The organism is Sphaerisporangium melleum (assembly GCF_014646695.1).
In the GTDB taxonomy this organism is placed as follows: domain Bacteria; phylum Actinomycetota; class Actinomycetes; order Streptosporangiales; family Streptosporangiaceae; genus Sphaerisporangium; species Sphaerisporangium melleum.
Map to the genome: position 1 here is coordinate 67662 of NZ_BMNT01000031.1, position 15035 is coordinate 82696.

The window sequence follows — 15035 nt, forward strand, 5'->3', positions numbered from 1 at the left end:
TCGCCCCATAAGGCCGACCATAACCGACCCACCGCCCCCACGCGCGCCAGTGACCACGGCGCGGGGCGGTCGTTCGCCGGGCGTTCACCGGATCCACGGCCGCGGGTGCGAGGACCGGCCGCCTCGATACCGCATACGGATGATCCCCGCAGGGGCACCGGCGGGTCGCGCCGTGATCTGGCGGCCGGTCGCAGGAGGGTGGGTCAGCCTTTGAAGGTCTCCGTGCGGGTGCTGTAGTCGGGGACGGCGTGGCGCATCTCGTCGGTGACGCGCGGCGGCGGCAGCGGCGCGATCTCGCGTTCGTGGTAGGCGAGCAGCTCCTCGCCGCGGTCCCACAGATCGCGCAGCAAGGCCAGCCACGGTCCGATCACGGCGGGGTCGGTGACCCGCCGCCCGCCGGCGTGGCCGCCGATCTCGTCGTACAGCACCTCGTACATCAGCGATTCCGAAAGGATCAGCAGCTCGGGAAGCGGCTCCCACTCGCGCACGGACTCGGCGGGCACGACCCTGACCTGCTCACCGGCGCCGGCCCGGGCCGCCAGGATGTGCATCTCCCACTGAAGGTACGGCGTGACGGCCCGCTCGACGATCCGCACGCGCTGGAAGGCGGGGCGGGTCCGGTAGAAGTCTCTCAGCGCCCGGCCCATCTCGTTCCCGAGTGCCAGGGCCCTGTCCCAGTCGCCGTCCATCATGGCCCGCCAGCTCGCCACGTCCGGCTCGTAGAACGTCTGCGCCCGCTCCAGTTTCCACAACGGTCCCACGGCCGTCTCGAACGCCCTGCCGAACTCCTGGTTGTACTCCTCCACCGCCAGGGTCACCCCGGCATGGCGGAGCCCGTCCACGTTCCTCATGGCTCTCCTCGGTCGATCACCCTCATGGCCCTCACCGGATCGACGTGCGGGCGGGCTCGCGGAGCCCGCCCGCCTTGGTGCGTCAGTTGCCGGTGGAGTTGCTGACCGCGGTGGTCTCCAGCCGATCCAGAGGACGGATCTTGATCTCCACGACCTCGGCGGCCTCGTCTTCGTACTTCTGCTCGTCCATGTGGTGCCTTTCTACGTGGGGAAAGGACATGTGGATAATCCCCATCCTGCCATCCGGGGTCACCATGTGCGACGCGATATCGTTCCATGATTCCCGTACGGACCGGCCTGGAATATCGGCCCGAATAATGCGGCGGTTTCGGCAATCGCATTTCCGGTGATCGAATATGGGCGACAATCAGGGGTGCCCTTCACGGTGAGTCATGTGATCGCGGTGTTGCCGCTCCGGCGGTGGATGCCGACGTCCGGGCTGGTCATCGGGGCGATGGTGCCCGATCTGCCGTACTACGTGCCGCTGCCGTTCTCCGGGGTGACCACGCACGACTGGCGCACCGGCTGGGCGGCCGATCTGCTCGCGGGGTTCGGGGTGCTCGCCCTCTTCCACCTGCTGCTGCGGGCTCCGCTCACCGCTCTGGCCCCTGACCGTCTCAGAGCGCGACTGCCCGGCCTGGCCTCCCGGACGGCGGGAGCCGGCGCGCCGACGTGGATGGCCGCCGGTGTTGTGATGGGCGCCGCGATTCTCACCGGGACGGCGACGCACCTGGCATGGGACGCCTTCACCCACGTGGACGGCGCCGTCGTGACCCACTGGCCGGTGATGCGCCTGCCGGTGGCGGGAGTCCACCGGGTGTTCAACGTGGTCATGTACGTGAGCTCGCTGGCGGGGCTCGTCGTCCTCGCCGGCGCGCTCGCCCGGTGGTACCGGCACGCCCCGGTGCGTCCGGGACCGTGGCCGGGCCTGTCACGCCGTTCGCGTCGCATGGTGTTCGGGGCGGCCGCCGCCGGCGCCGTGGCCGGAGCCGTCCTGCTCGGCACCGGGGACGGCGCCGCGGCCGGTGTCTACGACCTGGTGCGTGCGGTCCTCCTCGGCGGCATCACCGGCGCCGGCGCCGTACTGGGTGGATACGTGCCGGCCTGGCACCTGTACGCGGCCGGCGAGTGCCCGGCACTAATCAACTTTTCATCCACTGGTGCTCCAGTGCCGCTGGATAGCTTCGCTCTGCCAAAAGCATTGCGGAGGAGTGGGATATGAAGCTGATGAAGGCCGGAGTCGTTCCCGAGGTGCACGCTCCGTGGGAACTGCGGGACGTGCCGATGCCCGAGGCGGGGCCGCACCAGGTCCTCGTCAAGATCCACGCGTGCGGCATCTGCTACACCGACTCCCTGCTCGCCGAGGGCGTCCTGAACATGCGCCCCTTCCCCCTGATCACCGGGCACGAAGGAGTCGGCGAGATCGTCGCCGTCGGCGAGGGCGTGATGACCCGCAAGGTCGGCGACCGGGTCGGGCTGCCGATCACGCAGAAGGCCTGCGGGCGATGCGAGTTCTGCCGGGAGCACCACCCGTACAGCTTCGTCACGGCCAACAACTGTGTGGCCCCCGTACTGACCGGCGTGAACGTCGACGGTGGCCAGGCCGAGTACGTCGCGGTCGACGAACTGGGCACGGTCCTGCTGCCCGACGGCATCTCGTACGAGATGGCCGCGCCCACGGTGTGCGCGGGCTACACGGTCTGGGCCGCGCTGCGCCGGGCCGCCGTGCAGCCGGGCGGGAGCATCGCCGTGGTGGGCATCGGCGGCGTGGGGCACCTGGGAGTCCAGTTCGCGAAGGCGGCGGGCTACCGCGTCATCGCGATCACCCACTCGGAGGAGAAGCACGCCCTGGCCCGGGAACTCGGCGCCGACGAGGTCGTGTCCGACGGCGCAGGGCTCAAGGCCGTCGGCGGCGCCGACGCCCTGCTGCACACCGCGCCGTCGCACGGGCCCGCGATCGACGCCCTCAAGGGCCTGCGCCCATGGGGAAAGATCATCCTCATGGGCATCTCGGCCGACGACGCGTTCCCGCTGCCGGCCCTCGCCATCACGAGCCACAGTTACCAGGTCATCGGCTCGGCGCACAACGGGCCGGAGTTCCTCGCCGAGGCGTTGGAGATCGTCGCGCGCGGCGACGTGACGCCGATGATCGAGGTGTTCCCGAAGGAGAAGATCGGCGACGCCTACCAGAAGCTGCGCAACGGCGAACTCCGCTTCCGCGCCGTGATCCAGTACTGAACGGCGAGCTCACCTGGCACGGCCCGCACGAGCGGACGGTCGCCGCGGACCCTCCTGGTGGCCGCGGCGACCGCACCAGCGCTGCACCGCACCCCGGCAAGGCGGCCACGCCCACCCGTGGCATCAGTCGCCGGCCGCGGTGCTCGCCGGCCGATCCGGCAGGCCTGCCCTGGCGGCCGTGGCCGGCGTGAGCATGCCGCACACAATGGCCGCCAGCGCGGCGAGGACGGCCTCCGACTTGCCCCCCGCCGCCGCGGCGACGCTGGTGAGCGCGGCGAAGGCGAACGTCAGCGTGCGCAGCGCGGCCGTCCGCCGTCGTGTCACGGGGCGGATCACCGCCGCCAGCACGGCGACGAGCAGGCCGCCCCACACGATGGCCGCGACATAGGCGTCTTGCGCCTCCATGCGGCTGAGCGCGTGCCGCACCGGCGGCGGCCCCGCGTTGAGCGGGACGATGTCCGGCATCCGGTCGGGGAACAGCAGCCACGCCGCGTCACCAAGGGCGGCGATGACCGCACAGCCGACGGCGCCCGCGCACAACAGGGCCACGAACCCCTGCGCGGGCTCCCCGGTGCGCCACACGGCCACGAAGACCGTGGCCGCCAGGACCGCGACGAGGATCACCGACGGCCACAGAGCCCGATCCGGCAGGCCGTCGGCCAGCGGCGGCATGACCCGTTCGAAGGGCATGAGGACAAAGGTCGCCGCGCCGGCCACCAAGCCCGCCGCGGCTCCGCCGGCCGGCATGGAGCGAGACCGATGCGCCGTGCTGTGATATTCAGCAGCGAATGGGCGTTTTGTCGGATTCATCAATATGAAACCATCGCGAATAAATAGGCGGCCCGCCGGTTCACCGCATCGGTGATCCCGTACAGTTACCAACGCCCGTTCAGGTGATTTCTCTACGAAGACGAGGGTAGAAGCCGGGTGTGAGAGGGGGCGGCGGCCCGATGTTGCTGAGTTTCCGCGTAGCCAACCATCGCTCGCTTCGCGGTGAGCAACAGTTGCTGCTCACGCCCAGTTACACCGCTGACGGCCCGCCCGGCGCCGGCTGGGAAGCCGTTCCGGTGATAGGCATCTTCGGCCCCAACGCCTCAGGCAAGTCCAACGTCCTCGACGCCATGCTCTACATGCGGAACCTGGTGCAGGGCTCCCTCCGGGAGAGCGAACCGGACGCGGGGATCCGGCGTCATCCCTTCGCGGCGGACGCCGCCGCACATGACGAGCCCTCCACATATGTGGTCGATCTGCTTCTCGGTGGTGTTCAGTACACCTATGGGCTGTCGGTGAATGACGCCCAGGTGGTCGAGGAGTGGATGTACAGCTATCCACACAAGGTCAAGCGCACCGTTTTCCACCGGAAGCTGGACGAATACTCGTATGGAGAGCACTCTCCGCACTCCATGCGGCAGGTGGGGGACATCACGGCGTCGAACGTCCTCTACCTGTCCGTGGCGGCCAGATCGAAGCAGATGGTCGTCCGCCCGGTCTACGACTGGTTCGCCGGCCTTCTCGACCGCTCTCTCGCCGCCGGCCGTTTTTCCGACGATGCCGCCATGACGGGAGCGGTCGATCGCCGGGGCTATCTGGAGCGGCTGACGAGGCTGCTGCGGGCCGCGGACACCGGCATCGAGTCGGCGGAACTGGTCGAGGAGACTCCGGCCGAGTTCGCCAAGAGGTCCGGCAACGTCAAGAGCGCCGACGGTTATCGAGGCATGCCGCGTAAGTATCTGGTTTTCCGGCATCGCGGCGAAGGGAGCACTTTCTCCCTGAGACTGCACGACCAGTCGCTCGGGACGCGCGCGCTCTACGAGATCGGCATTCCGGTCTTTCGAGCACTGGATCGGGGAGTTCCTCTCATTGTGGACGAGCTGGACTCGAGTCTGCATCCTTACCTGTCGGCGCAGCTCATCCGGTTGTTCAGCGACCCCGCCACCAATCCGCGCGGTGCTCAGCTTGTCTTCACCAGCCATGACGCGACGTTGCTCGGCCGCATTCAGGGTGAGGAAGTACTGCACCGGGATCACATCTGGTTCACCGAAAAGAACGAATACGGCGAGACCGAATTGTTCCCGCTGTCGGAATTCAAGCCCCGCCGGGACGAGAACCGCGCACGCAGATACCTCGCCGGGCGCTATGGTGCTGTCCCGATCGTCACTGACGATCTCTTTGCCGCGGCTTTGGCGACGCGTGGGGAAGGGGACGATGACTCCTCGGGAGCGCCGGACCAGGAAGGTCAGCCCTGAGACCGATCTGAAGCGGAACAGGCGCGGAGTACGGGAGGAACGTTCCAGCTTCCTGATCCTGTGCGAGGGGAAGACCGAGCGGGACTACTTCGCCGGCATGCGGTCACGACGCGGTCCGCACCTGGACGTCGACATCCCGAAGGGCGGCCATCGAGCCGTCGTGCGGGAAGCCGGCGATCGGGTGTCGGACGAATACGACGCCGTCTGGTGTGTGGTGGACACCGAACTCGACCGATCGCTGACGAGCGAGATGCTGCGGGAGGCGGAGAACAGCGGAGTCCGCCTTGGGCTGTCGACTCCGTGCTTCGAGTTGTGGCTACTCCTGCACCACGTCGACCACGCGAAACCATTCCAGTCCGCGGAGAGCGCCAAAAAGCTGCTCCAGGACGTCGTTCCCACCTGGAGCGAAGGTACGACGAAGTTCGCCGACTTCGTGACGGGCGTAGAAGACGCCTGCCGGCGGGCCCGTAGGCTGCACCCCGATGACGACGATCCGCTGAAGAACCCTTCGACCAGCGTCTGGCGACTGGTCGAAAGTCTGCGCCGCGGATCGGCGTCCAACTGACGGTGGATGCCGGGTCGGTCACCTTGTGGTCGCGGCTCCGGAGCGCCGTCGTGACCGATGGGTGGGGAGATCCAGATGGGCGAGCCTGGTGAGGTCGTCAGCGGTGTGGTGGTCGAGTGGAGTGGTGAGGAGGGTTGGGGGTATCTCCGGTCCGCCGAACTTCCCGGCGACGTCTTCGTCCACTACTCCATGATCGTGGCAAAGGGATACCGATCGCTCACGCCAGGGCAGGCGGTCCGGTTCACCTGGGAGCGCGCGCGGCAGGACGGCTTCGACTTCCGGACGATCGAGGTATTCACCGGAGATGACGTCAGGCCAGGCCCGCCGGGCGCGGCCGGCGGGCGTCGTGACGGCGGAGGCGGGTTCTCCAGTCACCTGCGGCTCGATTTCGATCAGTAGGCGCGGTGGTGCGCGTCAGCCGGGCTGAACGGTGCCCGTCACCGGGGCGGTCAGGTGCCAGCGGCACCAGACCGTCTTGCCCTTGCCGTCGGGCAGGGGGATGACGCCGGTGTCGTCGGCGAGAGCGTCGATGATGGCGAGGCCGCGGCCGTGGACGGCTTCGAGGTCGAGATCCAGGTGGCCGGGGCAGCTCGGGGCCGTGGTCGGTGACGCGGACGCACAGGGCGGCGGTACCGAGCCACAGGGACAGCCGCACCGGGGGCTCGCCGTAGGAGACGGCGTTCGCGAGCAATTCCCCGACGGCGAGGACGACGTCGTCGGCGAGTCCGGGCAGCTCCCAGACGGTGAGGGTCTCCTTGACCGTGTGGCGCGCCTTGCCGATCATCGAAAGGTCGTCGGTCAGGTCCCAGCAGGCGGTACGCAGACCGCCGTCCTGCGTCGTTGGCATCGGTGCTCCGTGGGGTGTCGGACGGCTCGCGAGAGCCGGGTGGGTTGAGCGGCTGGCGCGATCGGCCGCCGCTGGAGTGGTGGAGCCGTCAGGGACCGGCCCGTACAGGACGGCTCGTTCCGCCTCGCGCATCAGGTCGCGCAGTTCGCCGGCGGTGCCCGCCCGCAGGATCAGGGGAGCAGGCAGCGGCCAGGTGGCGACGGCGTAGAACCGCCGGGAGCCCACGCCGTACCAGATCGCCCAGGCCGGTTCCAACTGGTCCAACTGCTGTGCGGCCGCCCGCTCCGCTGCATCCCAGCGCCGTGAACGGACGGGAACGGGCGTCACTCCTGCCCGGTGCCGGCCGCGCGCCGGTGCCAAGGGGTTCGCCTCCTGGCTCACGCCTCCACCTCCGTGCGCCGCCGATGCCGTCCACCCCGCGTGTCCCGCGTGCCCGGCGTGCCCGGCATGACCGCAGGCTGCCGCCGCACGAACGCGCCCCCGCCCGCCGTGCCCGGCGGTTCCGCCCGCTGGTGCCGCCCAGGAGTCCCAGGTTGGCCGGTGGCGGTGCCGTGCGCGTGCGGGACGGGCGCGCCGCGCACGGCAGCACTGAGGCGACCGCCGGCGGCCTGCTGGAGCGGAACGCGCGGCACCGTGTCCTCGGCAAGGCGCACCGGCCGCAGGGGGACTGGTGGGCCGGACAGGCCGAGACGCCGTCGTGCGGCCATCCGGGCCTGGACCTGGGCGGCGGTGGGCTGTTCCCACTCGTGGCGCGGACGGTGCGGAAGGCTCGCCGCCTCGTGCGCGTACGGCGGGTGCCCGCACCACCGGCAGCCGAGCGGCATCGGCGGCTCATCGGCATGCCAGCGCACGCGGATCGCCCGGACTCCCCTGCTCTGTGAGCATCCTCGACTAGGGTTCTGCATCGGATCGGACCTCCATCGTCCGGTCAAGGGGCTTGCCCGGCGTGCACTGCCGTGGCAGGCCCCGCTTCATGTACGGGTGACTGCGTTCGGATCCCCCACGCTGACCCGGGCGTCCCAGGGCTCGGGTGAGTGTCTTCTTCTCGCGTGGTGGATGTTGTTCGAGCGGCGTGGTCGCGCTGTTCGGGCCCCACCGTTGAGCTGAGGTGTTGTGGGTTCAGATGGGTGTCTTCGTCTCACGCTGGGCGTTGTTCGAGCGGCGTGGCCGTGCTGCTCGGCTCGCCCTCGGCGAGCCGTGTGTCTCGGTTCCGGCGGGATGTCTTCGTCTCGCGCTGGGGCGTTGTTCTGCGGCGCCGGTACGACGGGACGTGGGTCGGCGAATCCGGCGCCGTCATACAGTGGGCAACCACTCACCCGTCCCGTTGCATGGATCCCGGGCATGGCTTGCCGATGAGCGACAAAGCCGTGCCCTGCCGGTAGGTCGTCTATCCGTCGAGATAGAGGAAAGCCGGATGGTGATCTTCAAGTTTCCTAGCCTTAATTGGACATATCTGACGATTTCCGTAGGGCTCGCGTCATCGCGCTGACGTACGTGTTTGAACGGCGCGAAGAGAGAATCCGATGTTTCTCGTTGCCCTTCACAGAGTGGCGCTCGATTGCTAGCTTGTGCAGCGGAAGTCAGGGCACACTGTGGCGACACTTCGTGGCGGCATCGTGCCAAGGGTGTATCGCTGTAGCATTCTTCGGCGCGGGTGGGTTAGAAGATGGCATCAAGTGATGAAAAATCGCCCGAGAGGGCACATGAATTCTTCGGGATGGAACTCCGCAAGCATCGCCAAAAGGCCAAATTGACCCAAGATGAACTTGCCGCTGCCACTCGTTTCAGTCGTAGCCTGCTCGGATTCATCGAGCGAGGTCAGCGCACTCCTAGCCGCGATCTGGCCCAACGCTGCGACGACGCGCTGGGAGCGGGAGGAGAACTCGTCCGCCTGTGGGCGCACCTGACGGGCGATGCAAGCCCTCATTGGTTTCGTGGTTGGCTCAGTGTGGAGCAAGAGGCGCACACCCTACACACCTGGCAGCCGCTGATAGTCCCGGGACTGCTGCAGACGGAGGACTACGCCCGGGCCATATTGCGAGGAAAAGCCGGTATACGAGAGCACGAGGTAGAGGCGTATGTGCGCGCTCGGATGGAACGGCAGGCCATTCTCGTGCGGGATGTTCCGCCGATGCTTTGGGTGGTATTGGACGAGGAGGTCCTACATCGTCTCGTCGGCGATGCCGAGATCATGCGTCGTCAGGTCGAACGGCTGCTCTCTGCTGCTACGTCTCCTAGGATCGCCATCCAGATACTCCCGAGGGCCCTTGGAGTCACAACGGGGGTCCTCGGTGGCTTCGTCATAGCGCAGCTTCCCGGAAGTCCGGATACTGTGTATCTCGAATCTGCGCTAAACGGACACGTTACCAACCGTCCCGAGGATGTCGAAGCCATCCACGCTACGTACGACACGATTCGCGTGCAGGCACACCCGCAACATGTGTCTACAGAATTGATCAGAGAGGCGGAGAAAGCATGGACCTGAGCGACGAGCTCCGGAATGCTACCTGGCGCAAGGCGAGCAAGAGTGGTCCCAACGGCGGTGACTGTCTGGAGGTGGCGCCGTTGTCCGGCGGGCGGGTGGGCCTGCGGGACACCGAGGCTCCGGAGAAGGCGCCGTTCGTGGTGAGCGCGAGCGTGTGGGACGCCTTCATCGACGGTGCGAAGGCGGGTGAGTTCGACTTCTGAACCCCGGGTCGTGATCGGACCAGAGAGGCGATCGAGGCATGGATCTGATCGAGGAACTGCAGAACGCGGCCTGGCGTAAGGCCAGGAAGAGCGGCCCCAACCAGGGCAACTGCCTGGAGGTGGCGCCGTTGTCCGGCGGGCGGGTCGGGCTGCGGGATACCGAGGCTCCGGAGCGGGCGCCGTTCGTGGTGAGTGCGAGTGTCTGGGACGCCTTCATCGAGGGTGCGAAGAAGGGTGAGTTCGACTTCTGAACCCCCGGGCTGCGATCGGATCTCAACCCCCAGGCAGGGATCAAATCAGAGAGGCGCTCGAAGCATGGATCTGAGTGAGGAGCTGCGGAACGCGGCCTGGCGTAAGGCGACGAAGAGCGGCCCCAACCAGGGTGACTGTCTGGAGGTGGCGCCGTTGTCTGGCGGGCGGGTGGGCGTGCGGGATACCGAGGCTCCGGAGCGGGCGCCGTTCGTGGTGAGCGCGAGCGTGTGGGACGCCTTCATCGACGGCGCCAAGAAGGGCGAGTTCGACTTCTGACGCCGGCCCTCAGCAATGCCAGGGAAGTCCTCGGCGATAGTGCCGCCGCCTGGGGCTTCCTCTGGCCGTTCGCTCGTCGGGCTGAACACTGCCATGAACCTGCCGACACCCGCGAGGTATCGTCCACCCGCAGCGCACAGTTCGCAGGGCGATAGTGCAGATGTCCGCTGCGTCAGACGCTGCGGAGCTTCTCGAACAGGACCGCTTGCCGTACCTGTTCGAGTGGTAGCTCGTAGAGTTCGGCGATCAAATCTTCGGGGTCGCCTGCGCGCACCTGTTCGGCGATCACTTCGGTGGGCACGGATCTGACGGCGGGCTCCCCGAAGGCCCGTACCGGGTCGATCTTGACTTCGGGGGTTCTCGGCTCGGGAAGCAGACGGACTGCGGTGCCGCTTTCGTCGAACTCGACGGCCTTGACGAAGAGTTCGACGGCGTCGGCCATGACGAGTTGCCCGTTACGCGGAATCACGAGCAGAAGCTCGCGTTGCAGGCCGACCTGCTCCTGGACTCGTTGCACGAGTTCTTTGCCGCTGGATGTCACGAAGTTGGCCGCGTGGGCAAGGGGATAGTGCACGTCGGTTTCGCTCCGGAGCTTGGCGACCGCCGGCCACATGTTGATGATGGGGACGCCTGCGTTGCGGTACTCGGCCAGCAGCCGGGTCTCGACGAATCGGCCCCATGTCACGTGCGTTTCGCTGGTAGGGCGCGGACGAACGACCGGGTCGCATGTACGGCTATTGCGGGAGTATCCGCCGATCCAACGTCGTGTGGTACCCGGCGGCAGACCGATGAGTCGATCGACCTGGGACATCGTGTAGGTCGGCCGTTCGAGAAGGTCTCGCCTGGTCATCGCTGGGTGATGGTCTTCTGCCAGGTCTGGATGGTGCGCTTGTAGGGCTCGGGCATGCGCAGGGCCGGGACGTCGTCGTAGGCGAACAGCCCGAGCTTCTTGTGCTCGTTCGAGCTGCGTACCTCTTCGTCTCCGTTGTAGATGGTTCCGTAGCTCACGATGAAGGTGTGCCGCAGGTCGGTGATCTCGTAGACCCAGGTGTCGATGATCTCCTCAACGCTCACCGTGAGGTTCAACTCCTCGAATACCTCCCGGCAGACGCACACCTCCGGTGTCTCGCCGACTTCGAGTTTCCCGCCTGGCAGTTCCCACTCATCCCGCTCATTCATGAGTAGCGGGACCTTCCCGCCCATATCGACCACTAGTTTCACCGAGATCGGCAGTTGGTACTCGAAATAGCCGGGATTCCGCTCAACCAGATATTCTGGCATTCCGTCGCTACGGAGGCGGTCAGGGCCATCCATTTTCATCTCCCGCTTCAACTGTCGAACAGAATGGCCGCCGCATCGTCGGCACCCTGGAACTTCTCGTCCGGCATGTTGGCTGAGTCGCCTCGCGTTGCCTGATCAGGTGGGGTGCGCATCGCGGCTTCGCGGATGTCAGCTATATGACCAGGCTGCGGATATATCCCCAGAGTGAACTTGCTTCGTGTTGTGGCGGTATTGTCAGGCGCCCGGCTTATTCCAGCTTTCAAGCGCTGGTGGCTTCGCGCCTCGCTCAACACACTCTGCCATGAAGATGGTCGCCTGATGTGCGATCTCGGCGACTTCGACACATCGCCGATCGTATGCCGCTCACATTCGACGGATTTCCGGTGATTTGCCGCGTCCAGAGAAAAGGGTGTACGTATACGTGCGGGGGAGCGGGGGCGTTCTGGCTTGGCGGGGTCAGTCGGGCGGGGGTGTTTCGCCGCGGGGGCGGGGCGGTGGGATGGGGCGGCCTTCGCAGCGGGAGTCGGGTGGGGCGGGCATGGGTTCGGGGGCCACCCAGGACAGCACGCTGCGTTCGACGTTCCACTCGTACAGGTGCACGGTGGTGCGCGGGACGGCGCCGGGCTCGGGGCAGAGCACCCGGGAGACCAGTCGGTCGTTGCTGACGAACCGGACCGCGCCGGAGCGTTCGAGTATGGTGACGAGCTTGTCGTCGGTGGTGATCAGGTAGCCGATGACGACCCGGTTCGGCTCCTTCTCGAGTCCCATCTTGCCGTCGGGTTTCGTCTCGCCGTCGGGTTTCGCCTCGCCATCCGGTTCGGCCTTGCCGTCCGGTTCTGGGCTGAGCTCCACGGCGGTGAGGGGGAGGATCGGCGAGCGCAGGACGACCACCCCGGCGACCAGGGGGAGCAGTACGGCCAGGGCCCAGGAGAGGCTCTGCACCACCAGTGGCGCGGCGCGTGCGGGCACCGGGCCGGTGAGCAGCGGGGCCAGTGCGGGAGGGGCGGCGAGCAGGACGAGCGTGGAGAGGTCGCCCTGGTGCAGCGCCTGGGCGATGGCCGTGCGCAGGACGAACAGGCCGAGCACCCCGGCGACCACCGGCAGGACCAGGCAGATCGCCCTGATCCTCGTCCGGTCCAGCGGGCGGCGTTCCCGGACGGCGAGCCCGCCCGCCGCGAGGGTGAGCATCAGCAGGGTCGGCAGGAAGCGGAGTTGCCAGCCGAGCAGTCCGACGCCGACGACGACGGCCACGACCCAGTCGGGCATCCGGTCGGCGGCCAGTGTCACCCAGGTGGGCCGTCCAGTGCTGAGCCGGTACAGCGGGCCGAGGACCCGTGCGGCCAGCACCACCGCGGGGAGCACCCAGACGAGGGTGAGGAGCACGGTGCTGAGCAGACCGAGCGGGCTGACGTACTGGACGAGCAGCAGCAGCGTCTGGGTGTCCTGGCGGCTGGCGTACCAGAGCCGCATGACCAGCAGTATCAGGGGGAAGGCGGGCAGCAGTGTCAGCAGCCACTCCTGGTTGCGCTGCGGCGCGCGCACCCGGAGGGGCCGGCGTACCTCCTCAGCAGCCATCGGAGGACAGGGCCCGCTCCCACGGCCAGCGGCGGATCCGCGGCGGCTTCACGCACGGCTGGAGGCTCTGGGCCACGTTCACCCCGGGGTTGGCGGCGAGCAGCGGCCGGATGTGCCGGTCGTAGGCGTCCTCCCACGCGGTGTTCTGCGGGTCGGCGTACGAGCGGTACAGGGCGAGCTCGACCAGGGTGCGCAGGGGGGTGTTGGTGCCGGTGTTCACCCCCCACATCTCGGTCTTCTCCAGCGCGATGTCATGGTGCACGAAGGCGCCCTTCGACCGGGCGACGAAGCCGGCCATGATCGCCGCGTCGGTGCTCACCGCGTCGTACTGCTTGTTCGCCAGCCCTTTGAAGCATTCGCTGATCTGCTTCTCCGGGATGGTTTCCACTCCTGCCTTGCCCAGCGGGCTCTCGGAGGTCGAGGCGCCGAGGGTGCAGACCTTCTCGCCGGCGAGCTGGCTCAGCGAGCTGACCGCGGGGTGATCGTTCCGGGTGACCACGGACTGCTCGGTGTACAGGTAGGGGGTGGAGAAACCGACCGAGGCATCGCGGACCCGGTCGCGGGTGATGCTGAACGTCGCCACCACCAGGTCCACGGCGACGTAGTTCCCGCGGTCGTCGGTGGCCTGCCGGCGGGCGCGGTCCTCGGTCTTGATGGACAGGAAGACGACCTGATCGCGCCGGAAGCCGAGGTCGGCGGCGATCATGTACGCGATGTCGATGTCGAAGCCGGAGAAGGTGCCGGTGACCGGGTCCTTCTCGGCGATGCCCGGGGTGTCGTTCTTCACTCCGATGTAGAGCTTGTCGCGGGCGTGTTCTCCGGTCAGCCGGGCCTGCTCGCGTAACTGGGCCTCGGTCGGCGGCCCGGTCTCGAACACGATCCAGCCGCCGACCAGCACGGCGGCCAGGATCGCGGCCAGCCAGCCGTACAGCCGCAGCCAGTCGCCTCGGCGGCGTGGTGGCTCGGACGGCGGAGGGGGTTCCGGTGGCGGTGGCGGCTCAGGAGGAGGCGGCCCGGTCTTCCCAGGCCGTAAAGGGCGCCCGATACGCCGCGATTTCCCGATTCCCACGCGCACAGCCTCCATCACCCCGACCCGTCCGTCCATTCTGCCGAGAAGTGGGGCAGAGGTCATCCTCGAAATCGATGCTCTTTTCGTCGGAAAAGCCGGCGGAATTGGGCCCCCGGAGAATGCCGCAGGCCGAGCCCGTACGGCTCGCTCGACGACGAGGACGGTCAGGGCACCCGCCGGCCGCTAAGGAAGGGTGGCCGTGGTGTGGATGCCTTCGGTGAGCAGGTGCTGGGCGCGGGGGAGTTCGGGGAGCTCTTTGCGCATGAGGCGCAGCCCCACCGAGACCGCGACGGCGGGGACGTGCCGGGCCGCCAGCAGGACGCACGTGTAGGTGACGAAGTCCGTGAACAGCGCGACGTCGTCGAGGTAGAGCGCGGTGGCGAGGTGGTCGGCGATGTGGCCGAGGTCCTCGATCGTGGCCTCCCGTTGCCGTTCGTCGTAGGCGGCCGCCGGCGGGTAGGTGGTGGTGAGCGCGCGCATGGTGCGGTCGATGAGGCCGGTACGGTCCTGGACCAGGCGGGCGTACTCCTGGTCGGCGAGGTGCGGCAGCTCGTCCGCAGGCGGGGGGAACGACGGCAGCAGCCCGGACCGCAGGAGGTCGGCCGCCGCGTCCGCCGTGGGCGCCCAGCCGTCCGCGCCCAGCTTGCGGGCGAAGCGGCCGTCCATCCCGAACCCCGACCCGCCGGCCAGCACGGGGACGCCCGCGGTCCGGCACGCGTTCAGCGTCGCGTGCGCCCGCGGCAGCCCGGTGGGCATCGTGCAGCTCAGTGCCACCGCGTCCGGACCCGTACGGTGCAGGTGGGCGATCAGGTGGGGGCCGGGGACGTTCGTGCCGAGGAAGTCCACCCGCAGCCCGCGCAGTCGCAGCACCTCGGCCAGTAGCCGGGCGGCGAGCTGGTGGTACTCGCCGTCGACGCAGGCGACGACCACCCGGCCGTACAACTGCCGCGGCCGGACCCGTGCGCCGATGGCGCCGACGACCTGCTCGCTGACGGCCGTCGCGCCGTGCTCCCTGGCCACCGACCATTCACCCGTGGCCCAGAGTTCGCCGACGCGGCGCTGGGCGGGGGCGATGACGCCGAGCAGCAGCCGTTCGGCCGGGACACCGTCGTCCAGGAGACCCTGCACCAGATCGAGCGCGGCGTAG

The 15035-nt window shown here is 68.1% G+C and carries 19 protein-coding genes; 11 read left to right on the forward strand and 8 right to left on the reverse strand.

Annotated features, from left to right (window positions below; genetic code table 11):
• Positions 1-203: 203 nt before the first annotated feature.
• On the reverse strand, positions 204-851 hold the full coding sequence (locus IEY93_RS25705) for a DUF6879 family protein (protein ID WP_189165691.1): 648 nt from the start codon (positions 849-851) through the stop codon (positions 204-206).
• A gap of 385 nt (positions 852-1236) precedes the next feature.
• Between IEY93_RS25705 and IEY93_RS25710 the strand changes: the two genes are divergently transcribed.
• Together IEY93_RS25710 and IEY93_RS25715 are read left to right on the forward strand one after the other, a co-directional pair.
• Complete coding sequence (locus IEY93_RS25710) at positions 1237-2073, forward strand: DUF4184 family protein (RefSeq protein WP_268241584.1); 837 nt, start codon at positions 1237-1239, stop codon at positions 2071-2073.
• Positions 2070-3089 (forward strand): alcohol dehydrogenase catalytic domain-containing protein, encoded by a 1020-nt coding sequence (locus tag IEY93_RS25715; protein WP_229691469.1) that lies wholly within the window; start codon positions 2070-2072, stop codon positions 3087-3089. The genes IEY93_RS25710 and IEY93_RS25715 overlap by 4 nt, the downstream gene beginning before the upstream one ends.
• A gap of 123 nt (positions 3090-3212) precedes the next feature.
• On the opposite strand, the gene IEY93_RS25720 is transcribed toward IEY93_RS25715, so the two are convergent.
• Positions 3213-3779, reverse strand: coding sequence for a hypothetical protein (locus tag IEY93_RS25720; protein ID WP_189165693.1), 567 nt, complete (start codon positions 3777-3779; stop codon positions 3213-3215).
• Positions 3780-4039: 260 nt separating this feature from the next.
• Between IEY93_RS25720 and IEY93_RS25725 the strand changes: the two genes are divergently transcribed.
• From IEY93_RS25725 to IEY93_RS25735, 3 genes are all read left to right on the forward strand, one after another.
• A complete protein-coding gene (locus IEY93_RS25725) occupies positions 4040-5335 on the forward strand; it encodes an AAA family ATPase (RefSeq protein WP_189165694.1) in 1296 nt (431 codons plus the stop codon).
• Positions 5295-5900: an RloB family protein gene (locus tag IEY93_RS25730; protein ID WP_189165695.1), complete on the forward strand. Its 606-nt coding sequence runs from the start codon at positions 5295-5297 to the stop codon at positions 5898-5900. Before IEY93_RS25725 ends, IEY93_RS25730 begins: the two co-directional genes overlap by 41 nt.
• A gap of 75 nt (positions 5901-5975) precedes the next feature.
• The gene (locus tag IEY93_RS25735; RefSeq protein ID WP_189165696.1) at positions 5976-6299 is read left to right on the forward strand and encodes a cold-shock protein; all 324 of its coding nucleotides are present in this window, start codon (positions 5976-5978) and stop codon (positions 6297-6299) included.
• Here IEY93_RS25735 and IEY93_RS39820 read toward each other — a convergent pair.
• Positions 6211-6879, reverse strand: coding sequence for an ATP-binding protein (locus tag IEY93_RS39820; RefSeq protein ID WP_373291503.1), 669 nt, complete (start codon positions 6877-6879; stop codon positions 6211-6213). The two genes, IEY93_RS25735 and IEY93_RS39820, sit on opposite strands and share 89 nt — an antisense overlap.
• Positions 6880-7280: 401 nt before the next feature.
• On the opposite strand from IEY93_RS39820, the gene IEY93_RS25745 reads away from it, so the two are divergent.
• The 5 genes from IEY93_RS25745 to IEY93_RS25765 all read left to right on the forward strand — a co-directional run bounded on the left by IEY93_RS25745 (position 7281) and on the right by IEY93_RS25765 (position 9963).
• Positions 7281-7628, forward strand: a complete 348-nt coding sequence (locus IEY93_RS25745; protein WP_189165698.1) for a hypothetical protein — start codon at positions 7281-7283, stop codon at positions 7626-7628.
• A gap of 785 nt (positions 7629-8413) precedes the next feature.
• Entirely contained in the window at positions 8414-9232 is an 819-nt protein-coding gene (locus IEY93_RS25750) for a helix-turn-helix domain-containing protein (protein WP_189165699.1), read from the forward strand.
• Positions 9223-9435: a DUF397 domain-containing protein gene (locus IEY93_RS25755; protein ID WP_189165700.1), complete on the forward strand. Its 213-nt coding sequence runs from the start codon at positions 9223-9225 to the stop codon at positions 9433-9435. The genes IEY93_RS25750 and IEY93_RS25755 overlap by 10 nt, the downstream gene beginning before the upstream one ends.
• A gap of 38 nt (positions 9436-9473) precedes the next feature.
• The gene (locus tag IEY93_RS25760) at positions 9474-9686 is read left to right on the forward strand and encodes a DUF397 domain-containing protein (RefSeq protein ID WP_189165701.1); all 213 of its coding nucleotides are present in this window, start codon (positions 9474-9476) and stop codon (positions 9684-9686) included.
• 64 nt (positions 9687-9750) lie between these two features.
• A complete protein-coding gene (locus IEY93_RS25765) occupies positions 9751-9963 on the forward strand; it encodes a DUF397 domain-containing protein (protein ID WP_189165702.1) in 213 nt (70 codons plus the stop codon).
• Positions 9964-10135: 172 nt separating this feature from the next.
• On the opposite strand, the gene IEY93_RS25770 is transcribed toward IEY93_RS25765, so the two are convergent.
• Positions 10136-10813, reverse strand: coding sequence for a DUF433 domain-containing protein (locus IEY93_RS25770; protein ID WP_189165703.1), 678 nt, complete (start codon positions 10811-10813; stop codon positions 10136-10138).
• Entirely contained in the window at positions 10810-11244 is a 435-nt protein-coding gene (locus tag IEY93_RS25775) for an NUDIX domain-containing protein (protein WP_189165738.1), read from the reverse strand. Before IEY93_RS25775 ends, IEY93_RS25770 begins: the two co-directional genes overlap by 4 nt.
• A 204-nt stretch (positions 11245-11448) precedes the next feature.
• Between IEY93_RS25775 and IEY93_RS25780 the strand changes: the two genes are divergently transcribed.
• Positions 11449-11631, forward strand: coding sequence for a hypothetical protein (locus tag IEY93_RS25780; protein WP_189165704.1), 183 nt, complete (start codon positions 11449-11451; stop codon positions 11629-11631).
• A 69-nt stretch (positions 11632-11700) separates the two neighbouring features.
• Here IEY93_RS25780 and IEY93_RS25785 read toward each other — a convergent pair whose 3' ends face one another.
• From IEY93_RS25785 to IEY93_RS25795, 3 genes are all read right to left on the reverse strand, one after another.
• Positions 11701-12819: a hypothetical protein gene (locus IEY93_RS25785; RefSeq protein WP_189165705.1), complete on the reverse strand. Its 1119-nt coding sequence runs from the start codon at positions 12817-12819 to the stop codon at positions 11701-11703.
• Positions 12809-13888, reverse strand: a complete 1080-nt coding sequence (locus IEY93_RS25790; RefSeq protein ID WP_229691471.1) for a transporter substrate-binding domain-containing protein — start codon at positions 13886-13888, stop codon at positions 12809-12811. Before IEY93_RS25790 ends, IEY93_RS25785 begins: the two co-directional genes overlap by 11 nt.
• Before the next feature lie 183 nt (positions 13889-14071).
• On the reverse strand, positions 14072-15035 hold a 964-nt coding region (locus tag IEY93_RS25795), incomplete at its 5' end, for a cobalamin B12-binding domain-containing protein (protein WP_229691472.1).